The organism is Microbacterium sp. Se63.02b (assembly GCF_014171575.1).
In the GTDB taxonomy this organism is placed as follows: Bacteria; Actinomycetota; Actinomycetes; order Actinomycetales; family Microbacteriaceae; genus Microbacterium.
Genome location: NZ_CP050453.1, coordinates 1,145,759 through 1,160,959, shown reverse-complemented (window position 1 = coordinate 1,160,959; position 15,201 = coordinate 1,145,759). Strand labels below are relative to the sequence as shown.

Annotated in this window: 12 protein-coding genes and 4 pseudogenes; 3 read left to right on the top strand and 13 right to left on the bottom strand. The window is 69.3% G+C overall.

Annotated features, from left to right (window positions below; all coding sequences use genetic code 11):
* Window positions 1–21: 21 nt before the first annotated feature.
* From ligD to G4G29_RS05785, 10 genes and pseudogenes are all read right to left on the bottom strand, one after another.
* A complete protein-coding gene (ligD, locus tag G4G29_RS05810) occupies window positions 22–1,092 on the bottom strand; it encodes a non-homologous end-joining DNA ligase (protein ID WP_183152145.1) in 1,071 nt (356 codons plus the stop codon).
* Window positions 1,093–1,163: 71 nt separating this feature from the next.
* Window positions 1,164–2,318, bottom strand: coding sequence for an SseB family protein (locus tag G4G29_RS05805; protein ID WP_183152144.1), 1,155 nt, complete (start codon window positions 2,316–2,318; stop codon window positions 1,164–1,166).
* 74 nt (window positions 2,319–2,392) lie between these two features.
* A pseudogene (locus tag G4G29_RS05800) lies at window positions 2,393–4,862 on the bottom strand (UvrD-helicase domain-containing protein).
* A gap of 4 nt (window positions 4,863–4,866) precedes the next feature.
* Window positions 4,867–5,325 (bottom strand): LPXTG cell wall anchor domain-containing protein, encoded by a 459-nt coding sequence (locus G4G29_RS21425; protein ID WP_244632438.1) that lies wholly within the window; start codon window positions 5,323–5,325, stop codon window positions 4,867–4,869.
* A complete protein-coding gene (locus G4G29_RS21420; RefSeq protein WP_244632437.1) occupies window positions 5,322–6,305 on the bottom strand; it encodes an esterase-like activity of phytase family protein in 984 nt (327 codons plus the stop codon). Before G4G29_RS21420 ends, G4G29_RS21425 begins: the two co-directional genes overlap by 4 nt.
* Before the next feature lie 215 nt (window positions 6,306–6,520).
* Window positions 6,521–7,120: pseudogene (locus G4G29_RS21415) on the bottom strand (lamin tail domain-containing protein); the annotation flags it as partial.
* A gap of 193 nt (window positions 7,121–7,313) precedes the next feature.
* A pseudogene (locus G4G29_RS21410) lies at window positions 7,314–8,351 on the bottom strand (lamin tail domain-containing protein); the annotation flags it as partial.
* On the bottom strand, window positions 8,294–8,905 hold the full coding sequence (locus G4G29_RS21405) for a hypothetical protein (protein WP_244632436.1): 612 nt from the start codon (window positions 8,903–8,905) through the stop codon (window positions 8,294–8,296). The pseudogene G4G29_RS21410 and the gene G4G29_RS21405, both read right to left, overlap by 58 nt.
* Window positions 8,906–9,036: 131 nt before the next feature.
* Window positions 9,037–9,312: a hypothetical protein gene (locus tag G4G29_RS21400; RefSeq protein WP_244632435.1), complete on the bottom strand. Its 276-nt coding sequence runs from the start codon at window positions 9,310–9,312 to the stop codon at window positions 9,037–9,039.
* Window positions 9,309–10,310: an ABC transporter ATP-binding protein gene (locus tag G4G29_RS05785; RefSeq protein ID WP_183152143.1), complete on the bottom strand. Its 1,002-nt coding sequence runs from the start codon at window positions 10,308–10,310 to the stop codon at window positions 9,309–9,311. Before G4G29_RS05785 ends, G4G29_RS21400 begins: the two co-directional genes overlap by 4 nt.
* A gap of 89 nt (window positions 10,311–10,399) precedes the next feature.
* On the opposite strand from G4G29_RS05785, the gene G4G29_RS05780 reads away from it, so the two are divergent.
* Window positions 10,400–10,798, top strand: coding sequence for a YccF domain-containing protein (locus G4G29_RS05780; RefSeq protein ID WP_183152142.1), 399 nt, complete (start codon window positions 10,400–10,402; stop codon window positions 10,796–10,798).
* Window positions 10,799–10,824: 26 nt separating this feature from the next.
* Here G4G29_RS05780 and G4G29_RS05775 read toward each other — a convergent pair whose 3' ends face one another.
* Window positions 10,825–11,811 (bottom strand): glycerophosphodiester phosphodiesterase family protein, encoded by a 987-nt coding sequence (locus G4G29_RS05775; RefSeq protein ID WP_244632434.1) that lies wholly within the window; start codon window positions 11,809–11,811, stop codon window positions 10,825–10,827.
* A gap of 90 nt (window positions 11,812–11,901) precedes the next feature.
* On the opposite strand from G4G29_RS05775, the gene G4G29_RS05770 reads away from it, so the two are divergent.
* Complete coding sequence (locus G4G29_RS05770; RefSeq protein WP_183152140.1) at window positions 11,902–12,822, top strand: Bax inhibitor-1/YccA family protein; 921 nt, start codon at window positions 11,902–11,904, stop codon at window positions 12,820–12,822.
* Between the two features lie 163 nt (window positions 12,823–12,985).
* On the top strand, window positions 12,986–13,258 hold the full coding sequence (locus G4G29_RS05765; protein ID WP_017203627.1) for a GlsB/YeaQ/YmgE family stress response membrane protein: 273 nt from the start codon (window positions 12,986–12,988) through the stop codon (window positions 13,256–13,258).
* 60 nt (window positions 13,259–13,318) lie between these two features.
* Here G4G29_RS05765 and G4G29_RS05760 read toward each other — a convergent pair.
* Together G4G29_RS05760 and G4G29_RS05755 are read right to left on the bottom strand one after the other, a co-directional pair.
* Window positions 13,319–14,612, bottom strand: a pseudogene (locus G4G29_RS05760) (RNA polymerase sigma factor).
* Window positions 14,612–15,037 (bottom strand): YciI family protein, encoded by a 426-nt coding sequence (locus G4G29_RS05755; RefSeq protein WP_183152139.1) that lies wholly within the window; start codon window positions 15,035–15,037, stop codon window positions 14,612–14,614. The pseudogene G4G29_RS05760 and the gene G4G29_RS05755 overlap by 1 nt, the downstream one beginning before the upstream one ends.
* Window positions 15,038–15,201: the final 164 nt, after the last annotated feature.

Here is a 15,201-nt window from a genome sequence, read left to right as displayed (position 1 = left end):
AAAAAGACCGAACCGCCAGAGTCACTTGTCGGCGGGAGTGCCGTCTTCGTCCCAGTTCGCCGCGACCTTCTTGCTCGGCTGCACGCGCGGAGGCTCGCCCGGCATCTTCGGGAACTCCGGGGGGAACGGCAGTTCGCCCAGACCGTTCTCGGTGTCACGGGTCCACCACTCCAGCAGGGTGTCGATGCGACCGGGTGACGCCTGCATGTCGGCCCACGGATCGCCCACGTCTTCGAGTCTCTTCGGGATGCTCCGCACCGTGAACGCGCGGGGGTCCAGTCCGTCGAGCTCGTCCCACGAGACGGGTGTCGACACCGTCGCGCCGGGCAACGCCCGTGGACTGTAGGCACCGGCCATGGTGCGGTCGCGGTTGGCCTGGTTGAAGTCGACGAAGATCCGCTCCCCGCGCTCCTCCTTCCACCAGTTCGTCGTGACCTGCTCCGGCATCCGCCGCTCCAGCTCGCGTCCCGCGGCGATCACCGCGTGCCGCACGTCGAGGAACTCGTGGGTGGGCTCGATGGGCGCGAAGACGTGCAGCCCGCGATTGCCGCTCGTCTTGGCGAACGCCTCCAGACCCGCCTCGCGCAGCACCTCGCGCAGCGTGTGCGCGGCGACGACAGCATCCGCGAAATCCGTCCCCGGCTGCGGGTCGAGATCGATGCGCAGCTCGACGGGGTTGTCGGCGTCGGTGGCGAGCGATGCCCACGGGTGGAACACGATCGTGTTCATCTGCACCGCCCAGACGATCGCACTCGTGCGGTTCAGGACGATCTGCGGATGCTGGCGCCCGCTGTTGTAGGTGACGGTGACCGCGTCGACGAAGTCCGGGGTGCCTTTGGGCGGGTTCTTCGAGAAGAAGCCCTCCGCTCGCGGGCCGCCGGACGCGCCGACGCCGTCGCGGAATCGCTCGAGCGAGACCGGACGGTTGCCGTTGGCCGCGAGGAACGGCTCGGAGACGCGTTGCACGTATTCGGCGAGTTCGGCCTTCGTGATCCCGAGATCCGGCCACACCACGCGGTTGGGGCTCGAGAGCGTCACCTCGCGCTCCCCGTCGGAGTCGGCGACGGTCAGTGTCACGCGTTCTGAGGCCATGCTCCGACCCTAGAGCGATGCCCCGACAGACGGAACCCCGCGTGGCGCGACCACAGCGAGGCGACGGTGGATCAATCGTCCAGGTCGACCGCGAGCACGAGGACGGGGGCGAGTGCCTCCCGTTCGACGACGAGTGACGGCCCCGCGGAGTCGACGATCACACCCGCCATCTCGGCGTGGCTCGTGAGGACCTTGGCCAGCTGCTCCGGCTCGAACGGAAGCGGACGGTCGCCCCGGCCGAGAGCGATGACCTCGAGCGGATGCGAGAAGAGCTGCAGGTACCGCCGACCGTCCGCGGTCTGCGCCTCGGCGATGCCGACCTGCCCTGAGCCGGTGCCGTCGTTCACGGCCACCCACATCCGCTTCGTCGCCAGTGCCTCGCCGACCTTCACCGCGGAGTCCTGCTCTCGCGGCGCGGCGAGGATCGTCTTGACCGCCATGTCGACATCGGCCTGTTCGAGCGTCTTCTGCAGCAGCTCGGTCGGGAAGACGACGCGATGCGGGGCGGAGGCATTGTCGACGATCAGTCCGGCGAAGTCGCCCGACACGACCTGCTGCAGTACGGAGGTCACCGGCTGCGCCACCGCCGAGGTCGCCGCAGGGTCTGCCTCGAGCTGTACGGAGTCACGCACAGCGCGTGCCGAGCTGAAGGCCAGCATGAACTGACGGTCGTCGTTGTCGCGCACCACCGCGACAGAGAGCGGCTTGCCCTCGCTGATCTGCGCGCGGGCATCGCCGTTCACGCGGATGTACAGGTGACCTTGCAGCGCCTGGCGCATCACACCGAGGAGCTGGTCGTTGGTCGCGCCCGCTTCGATCTCGGTCAGCGCCTCGCGCAGCAGGACGTTGTCCTTCATGCCCGCGACGGTCTCGGTCTGCTCGGGCGGCAGAGCCGCAGCGAGGGGGAGGCGTCGCTCCTGAGGAGCCGCCGGCGGGGCGGCAGGGCGCTGTGTCGTCTGGGCGGCAGGAACCGATGTCGTCTGACGCGGTGCGGGAGCCTCCGCGGGCTTCGCATCGGCGTCGGGCAGCGCGACTTCGGGCCCCGCCTCCGCGCCGACACCGCGGAACGCCTGCACCGAGATGCCGATCGAGGGCGCCTCGACATCCGGCTGCGTGGTGGTGGCACCCGCATCGACGGCGGGAGCCTCGCCAGCTTCCTGCGGGGCATCGGCGGTGGGGGCGACGGCATCGTCACCGGACTTCTTGCGGCGGGAGAAGAGGGCCATATGAGCCAGCCTAACCGGCATCCCACCCCGGTTCTGCGCGATTGCGCCGCGCGCGAACCGGGCCGCGGTCGATGCTAGATCTTCTCGATCGGAGCGACCTTGATGAGCAGCTTCTTCTGCCCCGCAGAGTCGAACCGGACGTGCGCGATCCGTTTGGCGCCCTCCCCGGTCACGGCATCCACGCGGCCCTCACCGAAGTCGACGTGACGGATGCGGTCGCCCGCGGCGAGCTCGAGGTCGCCGTTGTCACGCATCTTGGCCGTGACCCTGTTGGGGAACTTGTCCATCGCGGTCGACAGCGGCTTCAGGGAGTCGCGCCCGGGGAGCGCCTTGACCGCGAATCTGTCGTTCGACGCGGATCCGCCGAAGCCGCCCTGACGACGCGCGTTCAAGGCACGCGACTGCATGCCGCCGCGCGAGTTCACGTCGCCCGGCGACTGCCGCCAGTCGATGAGTCCTGCCGGGATCTCCTGGAGGAAGCGGCTCGGCATCGCCACGGTCACCTCGCCGAACTGCGCCCGGGTCATCGCGAGAGACAGATGCAGCCGCTTGCGTGCTCGCGTGATGCCCACGTAGAACAGCCGGCGCTCCTCCTGCGGGCCACCGGGCTCTCCCGCAGAGATGCGGTGCGGGATGAGGTCTTCTTCGACACCGGTGACGAACACGGCGTCGTACTCGAGGCCCTTCGCCGTGTGCATCGTCATGAGGGAGACGGATCCGGATTCGTCGTCGAGATCATCGGCGTCGGATACCAGAGCGACCTCGGTGAGGAAGTCGGTGATCGTGCCCTCCGGGTTGTTGCGGGCGAAGTCACGGGTGACCGCCACGAACTCGTCGAGGTTCTCGACGCGCGCCTCGTCCTGCGGGTCGCGGCTGGGCGCGCAGCGCGTCGAGGTAGCCGCTCTTCGCCAGAAGCAGGCTCAGCCCGTCGGCCACCGACGTCGATGGCGGCACCTCGCCGGACGGCGGGAGCATGATCGCGGTCGCCTCGGTCAGCACGGCGTCGAGCTGGGCGATGGCCGCCTGGATCTTCGGCCCTACGCCGAGCTGCCCTGGCATCGAGAGCGCGTCGCGGAACGAGATGCCGTGCTCCTCGGCGAACCGCGCGATCGCGGTCTCGGTCACGTCGCCGATGCCACGACGCGGCTTGTTGAGGATCCGTCGCACCGACATCTCATCTGCGGGGTTGGCCACCGCCACGAGATATGCCAGCGCGTCCTTGATCTCGGCCCGCTCGTAGAACTTCGTGCCGCCCATGATCTTGTACGGCACGGCGGAGCGGATGAAGATCTCCTCGAGTGCGCGCGACTGCGAGTTGGTGCGGTAGAACACCGCCATCTCGGAGTAGGGCATCCCCGCGCGGCGGAGCGCCTCGACCTCATCGGCGACGAACTGCGCCTCATCGTGCTGCGAGTAGCCGGTGAAGCCGATGATGGCATCACCGTCGCCCTTGTCGCTCCAGAGCTTCTTGTCCTTGCGATCGAAGTTGTTGCCGATGACCGCGTTCGCCGCCGACAGGATGTTCTGCGTCGAACGGTAGTTCTGCTCGAGCAGCACGACCTTGGCGCCGGGGAAGTCGCGCTCGAACTCGCTGATGTTGCGGATGTCGGCTCCACGGAAGGCGTAGATCGACTGGTCGGAGTCGCCGACCACGGTGAGCGACGCCCCCGGCTCGCCCGCGCCGGCGGGTTCCGGGTCGGGCTCGAAGATCATCATGCCGTTCGAGGCATACGGGTCGGGCGCGGACCCCGCACCCGACACGGGTCGCGTCAGCTCGTGGATCAGGGCGTACTGCGCATGATTCGTATCCTGGTACTCGTCGACCAGGATGTGTCGGAACCGCCGGCGATAGGTGTCGGCGACCTGAGGGAAGGCACGGAACAGGTACACCGTCTGGCCGATGAGGTCGTCGAAGTCGAAGGCGTTGGCCTTCTGCAGCTGTCGCTGGTAGTCGGCGAAGACCTCGACGAACACGCGCTCGGCGGGGTCGCTCATGTTGGCCTGACGCGCATACGCCTCGGCGTCGGACAGTTCGTTCTTGAGCTTGGAGATGCGCCCCTGCACCGCGGCGGGAGTGAGACCGTAGGCGTCGGCGTCGTGCTCCTTCACCAGACGCTTGATCAGTGCCCTGGAATCGCCGGAGTCGTAGATCGTGAAATTCTTCGTGAAGCCGAACTGCTGCGCCTCGCGCCGCAGGATGCGCACGCAGGCCGAGTGGAACGTCGAGATCCACATGCCGCGAGCGGCGTCGCCGATGAGCCCCTCGACACGCTCGCGCATCTCGCCGGCCGCCTTGTTCGTGAAGGTGATCGCGAGGATCTGGCTCGGCCACGCCTCGCGGCTGCGCAGCAGGGAGGCGATGCGGCGGGTGAGCACGCTGGTCTTGCCCGACCCTGCTCCCGCGACGATCAGCAGTGCGGGGCCGCGATAGGTGACGGCCTCGAGCTGCTGCGGGTTGAGTCCGGCGAGGAGGTCGTCTTGCGCCGGGGCTCCCGCAGACGAGGGGCCGACGGATCCGGGGACGATGAGGGGGGCTTCGGTCATGGCCTTATGAGTCTAGGCGGCGGCACCGACACCGGGGCACGGGTCTCGGAACGACGAGGTGGGGGCGCGGACGGACCGCGCCCCCACCTCGGCGCTCAGGCCGCGCGCGCCTGCGGCGGATCAGCACGAGCGTCCCGGCGGCGAGGAGCGCCATCGCGAGCGCGGCCGCGGCGACCGGGAGTTCGGCTCCGGTCGCCGCGAGCCCGCCCCCACCGGCGACGATGCGGATGTCGGCCCAGCCGAGGAGAGCGCCGTCGGCGGCGAAGACCGCGATCCGGTGCGCGCCGAGCGGTGCATCGGCAGGGACCGTGACGGTGAGGGCGCCCGCAGCCGAGAGCGTCCCGGTCGCGAGTCGGACGGGGTCGGAGTACATCCAGGCCGCGGCCTCCGCACCCGCCGACTCCTCACCGGCCGTCACCGTGACGCTCTGTCCACGGGCCGCGACGGAGGGGTCGACCGTCACGCCGTTGCGGTTGCCGTCGACCAGCTCCGTCCCGGACAGCGGCGGGTTCTCTCCGCCGGGGTTCTCTCCGCCGGGGTTCTCCCCGCCGGGGTTCTCTTCCCGACGCCGGGGAGCGTACCCGTGCGCAGCGACTCCGAGGCGAAGCCGTCCGCGAACCACCACACCGGACGCTGACCGTCGACCGACAGCGAGGCCGGTGCCGTCGCGAAGCCCTCGTTGTTGATGTCGGGCATGCCTGCCGGGCGCTCGTAGTGGGCGATCCCGGGCTGGGCCGTTCCGTTCAGCGTGATCTCCGCCGACCGGCCGTTGCACCCGTCATCGCACACGGCCCACAGGGTGTTCCGCACCGTGTCGTAGTCGAGCGCCATGACACCGGCGAGGCCCGGCGCGACCTCGGAGACCAGTGTCGCCGTGCCGTCGGCGCCGAGCGCGAAGGCGTAGACGTGACCGTTGTCCTCGACCGCGACGAGGAACAGCCCGGCGCCGTGTCCGTCGTAGTCCGCCGGGTCGTACGCGGCGCCGGTGTTGTCGTCGAACAGCTTCCCGGCGAGAGCCGCGTCGGGCACCCACTGCACCGCCTCCATGCCGAGGTTCGCCCCGACAGCAGGGAGCAGCGCCGTGAGGTCCCACTCCTGCTGGGCGACCAGGTCACCCGCAGCCGCTTCGGGATCGACCTTCAGCACCACGTTCTGGTTCACACCCTTCGCGCTGTTGTCGCGCTCCGAGGCGACGTACACGAAGCCGTCTCCGTCGACCGTGATGCCCTCCGTGTCGGGACCGGCGGCACCGGGGTCGGCAGCATCCTTCTGGAAGCGCACGCGCTTGCCCGCATCCCAGCCGTCGATCTTCTCGACCGAGCCGTCGGCGTGGGCCTCGAGCTTCCAGATGCGGCCCTCGCCGTTGTCGACCGCCCAGAGGAACGCGCCGTCAGCCGTCTCCTGCACGTCCAGGCCCGAGCTGTCCTCGAGGAACGTCGGCACGGCGTCGAGCGTGCGGACCTCCGCCGACCCGGGCCACGGGGAGAACGCGACCTCGCCCGCGCAGACGTTGGCTGCGCCCTTCGTCGATTCGGTGGTCGCCGCGAAGGCGCCGGTGGTGTCGGGGCAGCGACCCCAGGTGGTGGCCGCGTGACCCGCCCCCAGGTGGTCTCGTCGACCAGCAGCTCGCCGTCGAACACACGCACCGCGTCGCCGCCGCCGAGACCGAAGCCCAGCTGCTCCCGCTCGATCACGAGATACTGACCCGCCGCGATCGAGGTGCCGGCCGGGATGGCGTAGGCGTGCGCGTCATCGTCGTCCTTCACCACGACGCCCGAGACGTCGAGCGCGGTGTCGGTCGGGTTCACGAGCTCGATCCAGTCGTCGGGCGATCCGCCGTCGGACTCGACCTCGTTGATGCGCACGGGGTTGCCGCAGGCGTTGCGGAGCCCCTTCGTTGAGACGGCCACATCGACGAAGTCGCCTGTGCCGTCGGCGCAACGCGCCAGGACGCCGTCGGCGTGTGCCGCATACACGTGCTCGTCGACGGTGTTGCCGTTCGCATCCCGGATCGTCACGGTGTCGCCGTTGCCGAGACCGAAGATGAAGTTCGCCGGCTGGTCGAAGACGAAGTACCCGCCGGGCTGGAGCACCGTACCAGCGGGAAGCGGCGTGGTCTCGGCCGCGTGACCGGTCGGATCGCTGTCCATGACGGTCCAGCCCGAGAGGTCGACCGCCGTCGTTCCGGTGTTGACGACCTCGACCCAGTCGGTGGCGTCGCCGTTCGACTCGATCTCGTTGATCACGACGTCGGGCATGACGCACGAGTTCGCAGCGCCGGGCGTCGGGTGCGCGAGCACGAAGGAGCCGATCCCGTCGGGGCAGCGGGCGAACGTGGCCGCGGCGAAGTCGCCGTCGATCGCCGCGTGCCCCTGCCACGGGGAGGGTGTCGTCGATCTGGGCGCCCGTGGCGTCGAAGAGGCGGATGCGGTCGGCGCTGCCGATGCCGATCGGGTCGCGGAAGGCGGTCTCGACACCTCCGACGAGGCCGATCGTGCCCTCTTCGACGACCAGGAACCCGCCTGCCGCGATCTGCGTGCCGGGGAGGAACTGCCAGCGGTGGTCATCGGAGTTGTCGCGGATCTCGTACCCCGAGATGTCGAGGGCCTCGGTGCCCGGGTTGAAGAACTCGACCCAGTCCGCAGGCTGCGAGTCGACCTCGTTGATGCGGATCGAGCCGTCGACCGGCGTCACGCTGCAGTCGTTGGCCGCACCCGGGGTCGCCGCCGTCGCAGGCGCCCACTCTCCCGTCCCATCGGGACACCGCGCCCACACCGACAGCGGTGCGGTGTTCTCGTAGGCGTAGGAGTCGACCTCGGTGCTGGTCGGATCGAACAGCACGACCTCGTCGCCCTTGCCGAGTCCGAAGTCGAAGTCGACGTCCTTCACGAGCACCAGGAACTCACCCGGAGCGAGAGAGGTCCCCTCCGGCGCCGCACCGAAGCTGTCGCGCTTCTCGTCGGCGATCGTCCACCCGGTCAGGTCGACCGTGTCGGTGCCGGCGTTGTAGATCTCGACCTGATCGGCCAGGCCCGTCGCGGCGTCGTCGTAGACGATCTCGTTGAGCACGAGGCTCGGCTCCGTCGGAAGTGCGGCGGGGCGGACCCGGATTCGGCGCCGATCGCGACGGCGGGTGTGGCGAGCAGGGCGGCAGCGCTGAGAGCGCACACCGCCACGACCGCCGCTGCGGATTGCAGGCGGGGCATGGAGGACTCCTGGGGGCTCGGCCGGCGGGCCCCGCGAGCGGAGCGCGTCGGCGATGAGGCAGACGGGTACGCGCTCAGACCATCGATCCCGCGTTGCCGCAGGAAGACTCCCCGGTGCACGGCAGGTGAACGGGAGGTGGCGATTGATGCCGGATCGGTCCGTTCCGGTCGCCCTTCCTGTCGGGTCGGCGAGTTCAGCCCGACAGGAAGTGCGACGGGAAGCGGTCAGGCGATGCGGGTGCCGGGTGGCAGACGACGAGCCGGCGTCCGTGTACGCGCCCATGCTCCGGCGAACAGCGAGCCGGCGATGACCACCTGCACCCCCAGTCCGACGAACCAGCTGGGCACCGACGACTCCATCATGTCCTGCGGCGTGAGGTATCCGCCGTCCGGATCGCACTCGTCCCAGCGCTGCTCGAGCGGCGACTGCTGCGCAGCGCGCACACCGGTCTTGATCTGCCCGAACAGGTCGACGGGGTACCCCTCTGGCGAGAACTCGGTCGGGGTCGCATCGGCCAGCACCACGAACGGGTTCGCGGCCAACGCCCACCAGACGAGGTCGAAACGCGGCACCTCATACGTGGTGCTGACCTCCCAGTTCTCGCAGTCGACCGCCCCGTTCGCGTCATACGGCCGCGAGTAGCTCGTCGCCTCGCTGCGCACGGCCAGACCGCCGAGGCCGAACGCGATGAGCGTCCCGAACACGAGCGCCGAGACCACGAGATACGTGGTGGCGACCGAGAACAGCGGGCGCGCGATGAGTCCGCTCAGGCCGACCCCGATCGCGGCGACGATGATGATCTCGGCGGCGAGCACGAGCAACGAGACGAGCAGCACGAGCGGGTTCGCTCCCCGCCCAGCAGCGACAGGGCGAGGAAAGGCAGCGCGACCGCCAGGAAAGCACCCCCGGTCGCGACGGCGGCGAGCAGCTTGCCCAGCATGATGTCGCCGGTGGATGCCGCGGTCGGTCACCTGGCAGCGAGGGTCGCCGCGTCACGGTCGCCGTTGATGGCGTTGCCGCTCAACGTCGGCGACACCAGCACCACCAGCAGCAGCACGATGTTGACGACGATCGAGTAGACGCCGGCCCCGACGAAGTCGCCCCAGGAGTACACCGCGAACGCGAGTCCGGTGACGCCGAGGAGGACGAGCGCGAACACGCCGAGCAGGACGTACCAGCCCACGCTGCGCAGCCGCTGGGTCAGTTCGAGGCGGGCGATGATCCCGATGTTCGCGGCGCTCATGCTCCCGCCTCCGTTGCGCTCTGCTCGGTCGGTGCCGCGGGCGGCGCGGGCGGCGGCGCAGGTGTCGCCGCGGGGGTCGAGGTATGACGCAACGCGAGGAACGTGTGCTCGAGGTCGCTCTGCGCCGGAGCGAACTCCGCAACCGGAAGCCCGGCCTCGACGAGGCGGCGCAGCGACTGGGCAGCCGCCTCCTCCCCATCGAATCCGACGAGGACGGCGCCGCGATCGCTGGCGAGCGATTCGGGGGCGAGTCCGAGGTTCGATGCGACCTGCCAGACGTCGGCCTTCAGCCGTTCGGGTGTGACGCCGGCCAGTCGGATCCGCCAGGCGCGCACCGCGGTCTGGGCGGGCGCGGCGTCGACCACGGCGCCGGCGACGAGGAACACCGCGTCGTCGACGACCTCCTCCAGCTCGGAGAGGATGTGGCTCGAGATCAGCACCGTGCGACCTTCGGCGGCGAAACGGCGCAGCAGCACACGCAGCTGCACGCGTGCTTCCGGGTCGAGGCCCGATGCGGGCTCGTCGAGGAGCAGGACCCGTGGATCGTGCACGAGCGCGCGTGCCAGACCCAGCTTCTGCTTCTGCCCGCGGGAGAGGACCTTCGCCGGCGAGTCCGCCAGGTCGCCCAGTCCGACGAGGGCGAGCAGCTGCTGCGCACGAGCTGCGGCATCGGCCTTCTCGATGCCGTACAGCCGCGCGGTCGTGACGATGGTCTCGCGCGCGGTGAGCGACGGCCACGCGCCCAGCGCATCCGGCATCCACCCCAGCAGACGGCGAGCGGCGAGCGGATCGACGGCCGGATCGACGTCGCCGATGCGGATCGTGCCCGTGTCAGGGGCGAGCAGCGAGGCGAGCATCAGGAGCAAGGTGGTCTTGCCCGCGCCGTTGGGTCCCACCAGGCCTGTCACGCGACCAGGCTCCGCCCGCAGCGTCGCTCCCCTCACCGCCTGAACCGTCCCGAATGCCCTGCTGACGTCTTGCACCACGATTCCGGTCATGCGGTCAGTCTGGCATCAGAGTCCTGTCGCGCCGGGGACCTCCGGGCGGATGCTCAGCCACGCCGACCGCCAGGTGGAACAATCGGCTCATGCGCACGATCCTCAACATCATCTGGGTCATCCTCGCCGGGTGGGCCCTGTTCCTCGGGTACGTCCTCGCCGGGATCGTGCTGTGCATCCCGATCGTGACCATCCCCTGGGCGATCGCCTCGTTCCGCATCGCCGCGTACGCGATCTGGCCCTTCGGACGCGAGGTCGTCAGCAAGCCCACGGCGGGAGTCGGGTCGTTCCTGGGCAACGTGCTGTGGGTGATCCTGGCCGGGTGGTGGCTCGCGATCGGACACATCGTCTCGGGGATCCTGCTGTGCGTGACGATCATCGGCATCCCGATGGGCATCGCGGACTTCAAGATGGTTCCCGTCTCGCTCATGCCGCTCGGCAAGGAGATCGTCTCGACGCGGAGAGGCTCGTTCGACCGGACCCTCTGAGCGTCGGCTCATGGGACGGTGATCGCTCAGTCGCGGAAGAAGGCGACGCCGAGGTCCGGGTGGTCGACGAACACCCCGTCGATGCCCTGACGGGCGATCACCCCCCATTCGGCCTCATAGTCGCCGTATGCGCCGCGCCCGCCCGATCCGCGGAACTCGGGGGCGAGGAAGGCGTTCTCCGGTCGGCATGTCCACGTGAAGACCGTGAGCCCGCGCGCGTGCGCATCCGCGACGATCGTGTTGCCCCGCGCGAGGAGCATCTTCTTGTTCACGCTGATGCCGTCGACGCGTCCGACGAGCCCGTCCAGGCCCTGTGCGGTGACGGTCGCCGGGTACGTGAGCGCCTGCTTGCCCTCCGCGACCAGACGGTCGTACGGCCGCCCCGCCGCCTCGATCAGATAGACGTACGATGCGGCGATCCCGCGCTCACGCAACTGACCGAGCACCGTCGACTCGAAGCACTCGACGATCAACGGCAGCTCTCCGTCGGCCCACCCCGCTTCGCGCAGCTCACGGTCGATCAGCGGGGCGAGGTCGAGGCCGATGCTCGCGAAGTAGGTGGCGTGCTTGACCTCGAGCACCACGCCGATCTCCCTGCCGTGCTCGACCGAGCCTTCCCGTACGAGGTCGAGCACGTCCCGGAGGCGCAGGATGGCCTGCGAGCCGTCGAAGCTCGCGCTCGACAACCGCACTTCCGGCAGCCGCTCTCGTCCGCGCAGCGTCGACAGCTCGGCCCAGGTGAAGTCCTCGGTGAACCACCCGGTCAGGGCGTTCCCGTCGACACGCTTGGTGGTCTTCCGGTCGGCGAACTCGGGATGCTCCGCGACGTCGGTCGTGCCCGAGATCTCGTTCTCGTGCCGCACGATGAGGACGCCGTCCTTGGTGGCGACCACATCGGGTTCCACGGCGTCCACCCCCATCGCGAGTGCCAGTTCGTACGAGGAGCGACTGTGCTCCGGCCGATAGCCGGGCGCACCGCGATGCCCGATGACGAGGGGGGATTTCCTGGGCACGCTCTCAGCGTAGAACACCCCGGGAGTGTCGCCACCCGGGTATCGTGGAGGGAAGCGACCTACTACCCCCCTTTGGAGTGAGGCCCACCAATGAGCAACTTCGCTTTCAACAATCCTGCTTTCCAGCAGCAGGACCCGCGCAACGTCGCGACCTACCCGGGCGGACCCCAGGCTGCTCAGGGCGCGCAGAGCGCCTCGCTCCAGCACGGGGCGATGGATGCCGCAGCCAATGCGCAGCTCGAAGGCATGTACGCCGCCCCGCCGGCCGGCGCCATCGAGACCGATCGCATGTCGGTCGAGGACACGGTCTGGAAGACCGCCGGACTCTTCGGCATCCTGCTCGTCACCGCAGCCATCGGTTGGGTGCTGACGCTGGGCGGACTCGATGTTCCGCGCTATGACCCCTACAACCCCGCTCCGGTCAACATCCTCCCGTGGATCGTCGGCGCACTCGGCGGCTTCGTGCTCGCGATGGTCATCACGTTCACCTCGCGCAAGAAGGTGCGGCCCGCGCTGATCTTCGCCTACGCCGCGTTCGAAGGTCTCTTCATCGGTGGCATCTCGGCGTTCTTCGAGGTGCAGTGGCCGGGCATCGTCTTCCAGGCGACCCTCGCGACCATCTCGGTCGTCGGCGTGACCCTCGCCCTCTTCGCGAGCGGCAAGATCCGCGCCTCCAAGAAGGCCACCAAGATCTTCATGATCGCGATGATCGGCTACCTGGTCTTCTCGCTGCTGAACCTCGTCCTGATGTGGACCGGCATCAACACCAACGCCTTCGGCCTGTTCAGCGCCGAGATCATGGGCATCCCGCTCGGCCTCATCATCGGCGTCCTCGTCGTGATCATGGCCGCGTACTCGCTGGTGCTCGACTTCGACCAGATCCAGCAGGGTGTGCGCAACGGCGCCCCCCGTAAGTACGGCTGGCTCGGTGCCTTCGGCATCATGGTCACCGTGGTCTGGCTCTACGTCGAGATCCTCCGCATCATCGCGATCGCCCGCGGCAACAACTGACGCGACACGATCCGCACGGCGAGAGGCCCGTCTCCCTGGGAGGCGGGCCTCTTGCCATACCCGGGCGGCGCCGCGCAAGGGGTTGGCATGCGCCCTGCCACGGGAGCATCCTGAATATCAGAAGCCCCGGCACCCCGGGGCTCCCGATCTACAGGAGCTGACCATGAGTTTTCTCGGCTTTCTTCTTCTCGGCCTCATCGCCGGGGCCATCGCCAAGCTGATCCTTCCCGGAAAGCAGGGCGGCGGCTGGTTCATCACCCTGCTGCTCGGTGTCGTCGGCGCTCTTCTCGGAGGCTGGCTCGGCAGCCTGATCCTCAACCGTCCCCTCACCGAGTTCTGGGATCTGGGCACCTGGCTGCTCGCCATCGCTGGTTCCATCATCGTGCTGTTGATCTACGGCCTGATCGCCGGGCGCGGCCAGAAGGTCAACGACTGACCTTCCCGCACCTCCCCACGCCCGTCCCCTTCGGCAGCGCCAGCTCCCGAAGGGGGCGGGTCATCTCTGTGAGCCGCGAGCCTTGCGCTCCAACAGGGCGCGCTCCCGGTCGTTGCCCGCGATCGCCGCAGCGACGGCGAACTCGCTGCGCGCCTCGTCTTCCCGCCCGAGTCTTCTCAGGAGTTCGCCCCTGGTCGCCGGCAACAAGTGGTACCCGCGCAGGGCACCGGAGGCCGAGAGCTGATCGATGATGCGCAGGGCCGAGGCCGGTCCCGTCGCCATCGCCACGGCTGCAGCCCGGTTCAGTTCGACCACCGGCGAGGGTGAGATGCGTCCGAGCGCCTCGTACAGCAGCACGATCCTGTCCCAGTCGGTGTCGTCGACGGAATCCGCCACCGCGTGACACTCGGCGATCGCGGCCTGGAGCCCGTATGCGCCGCGACCGCGTCCGAGGGCATCCGCCGTCGCCAGCGCGGCCCGACCGCGCGTGATGCGCCCACGGTCCCAGCGCCGACGGTCCTGATCGGCCAGCAGCACAGGGTCGCCGTTGCGGTCGACCCGTGCCGCGAACCGGGCGGCGGTCAGCTCCATCAGCGCCACAAGGCCATGCACCTCGGGCTCTCGCGGCATGAGCGCGGCGAGGACCCGCCCGAGCCGGATGGCCTCGTCGCTCAGCTCGGGGCGCATCCACCCGGGCCGCTGCTGGCGGCATGCGCCTCGTTGAAGATCAGGTACAGCACCCCGAGTATCGCCCCGACCCGCTCCGCATGCTCCTCGCGGGGCGGCACCTCGAACGGGGCGTGCGCGGCGGTGAGGGTCTTCTTGGCGCGCACGATCCGTTGCTGCACGGTCGCGGTCGGCACCAGGAAGGCCCGCGCGATCTCCTCGCTCGACAGTCCGCCGACCACCCGCAGGGTCAGCGCCACCTGCGCTTCGCGCGAGAGCACGGGATGACACGCGATGAACATGAGGCGCAGCACGTCGTCGTCGACGGCATCCGGATCCCACGGCAGCTCCGGCGCTTCGGCCTGCTCCCGTTCCAGGTCATGAGCGAGGACGGCGACACGCGCCTCCAGCCGCTCGGCTCGGCGCCACCCGTCGATGGCCTTGCGCTTGGCGACAGCGGTCAGCCATGCCCCGGCGTTGCGCGGCACCCCTCGATCGGCCACTGCCGGAGCGCGTCCACCAAAGCCTCCTGCGCGAGGTCCTCCGCCAGCCCGAAGTCACCGACCATCCGCGTGAGGGCGCCGACGATACGGGCGGACTCGATGCGCCACACGGCGGCGACGGCGCGCTCCGCCGACCGGGTGCCGGTGGCGGAACGCGCCGTCTCACTGCGGGCGGAAGCGTCCATCACTGCTGCGCGCGCCGGGCCTGCTCCTCGCGCCAGCCGGCTTCCTTCTCGATCCACTCGTTGTCGGCCGGGAAGTCCTCCGCACCGGTCACTCGACGCACCTCGAGGAACGACCCCGGTCCGAGGGGTGCGCGGCTCGCCCACTCGGCGGCCTCTTCGCGCGACGACACCTCGACGATCCAGAACCCGTTGAAGAGCTCCTTGGTCTCCCCGTAGGGGCCGTCGGTGATGAGCGGCTTCTCGGCGCTGAAGTCGACCACGAAGCCCTCTGCGGCATCCGTCAGCCCTTCGCCTGCGACGAGGACGCCGGCCTTGATCATCGACTCGTTGTACCTGCCCATGGCCTCGATGACCTGCTCGAACGGCATCTGCTTGTAGGCCTCGACGGCGTCGTCGGTCGCGCGCATGATGAGCATGAACTTCATGATGTTCTCCTTGTTCGAAGGGGCCGTGTCTCGACCCTCTCATCTATGACGTCGAACGGGAATGCCGCGGATCGACATGCGCGGGAGATTCTCTCAAAAGAGTTTCCCGCCCCCTCCCGTCGACGTCATGACCGCAGACCGACAGAAGGTGCGACGGGAACGAA

What these genes read in the sequence shown, in the direction of transcription:
- ligD (WP_183152145.1), bottom strand. Translation starts at nt 1,092, where the DNA reads ATGGCCTCAGAACGCGTGACACTGACCGTCGCCGACTCCGACGGGGAG.
- G4G29_RS05805 (WP_183152144.1), bottom strand. Translation starts at nt 2,318, where the DNA reads ATGGCCCTCTTCTCCCGCCGCAAGAAGTCCGGTGACGATGCCGTCGCC.
- G4G29_RS21400 (WP_244632435.1), bottom strand. Translation starts at nt 9,312, where the DNA reads ATGAGCGCCGCGAACATCGGGATCATCGCCCGCCTCGAACTGACCCAG.
- G4G29_RS05785 (WP_183152143.1), bottom strand. Translation starts at nt 10,310, where the DNA reads ATGACCGGAATCGTGGTGCAAGACGTCAGCAGGGCATTCGGGACGGTT.
- G4G29_RS05780 (WP_183152142.1), top strand. Translation starts at nt 10,400, where the DNA reads ATGCGCACGATCCTCAACATCATCTGGGTCATCCTCGCCGGGTGGGCC.
- G4G29_RS05770 (WP_183152140.1), top strand. Translation starts at nt 11,902, where the DNA reads ATGAGCAACTTCGCTTTCAACAATCCTGCTTTCCAGCAGCAGGACCCG.
- G4G29_RS05765 (WP_017203627.1), top strand. Translation starts at nt 12,986, where the DNA reads ATGAGTTTTCTCGGCTTTCTTCTTCTCGGCCTCATCGCCGGGGCCATC.
- G4G29_RS05755 (WP_183152139.1), bottom strand. Translation starts at nt 15,037, where the DNA reads ATGAAGTTCATGCTCATCATGCGCGCGACCGACGACGCCGTCGAGGCC.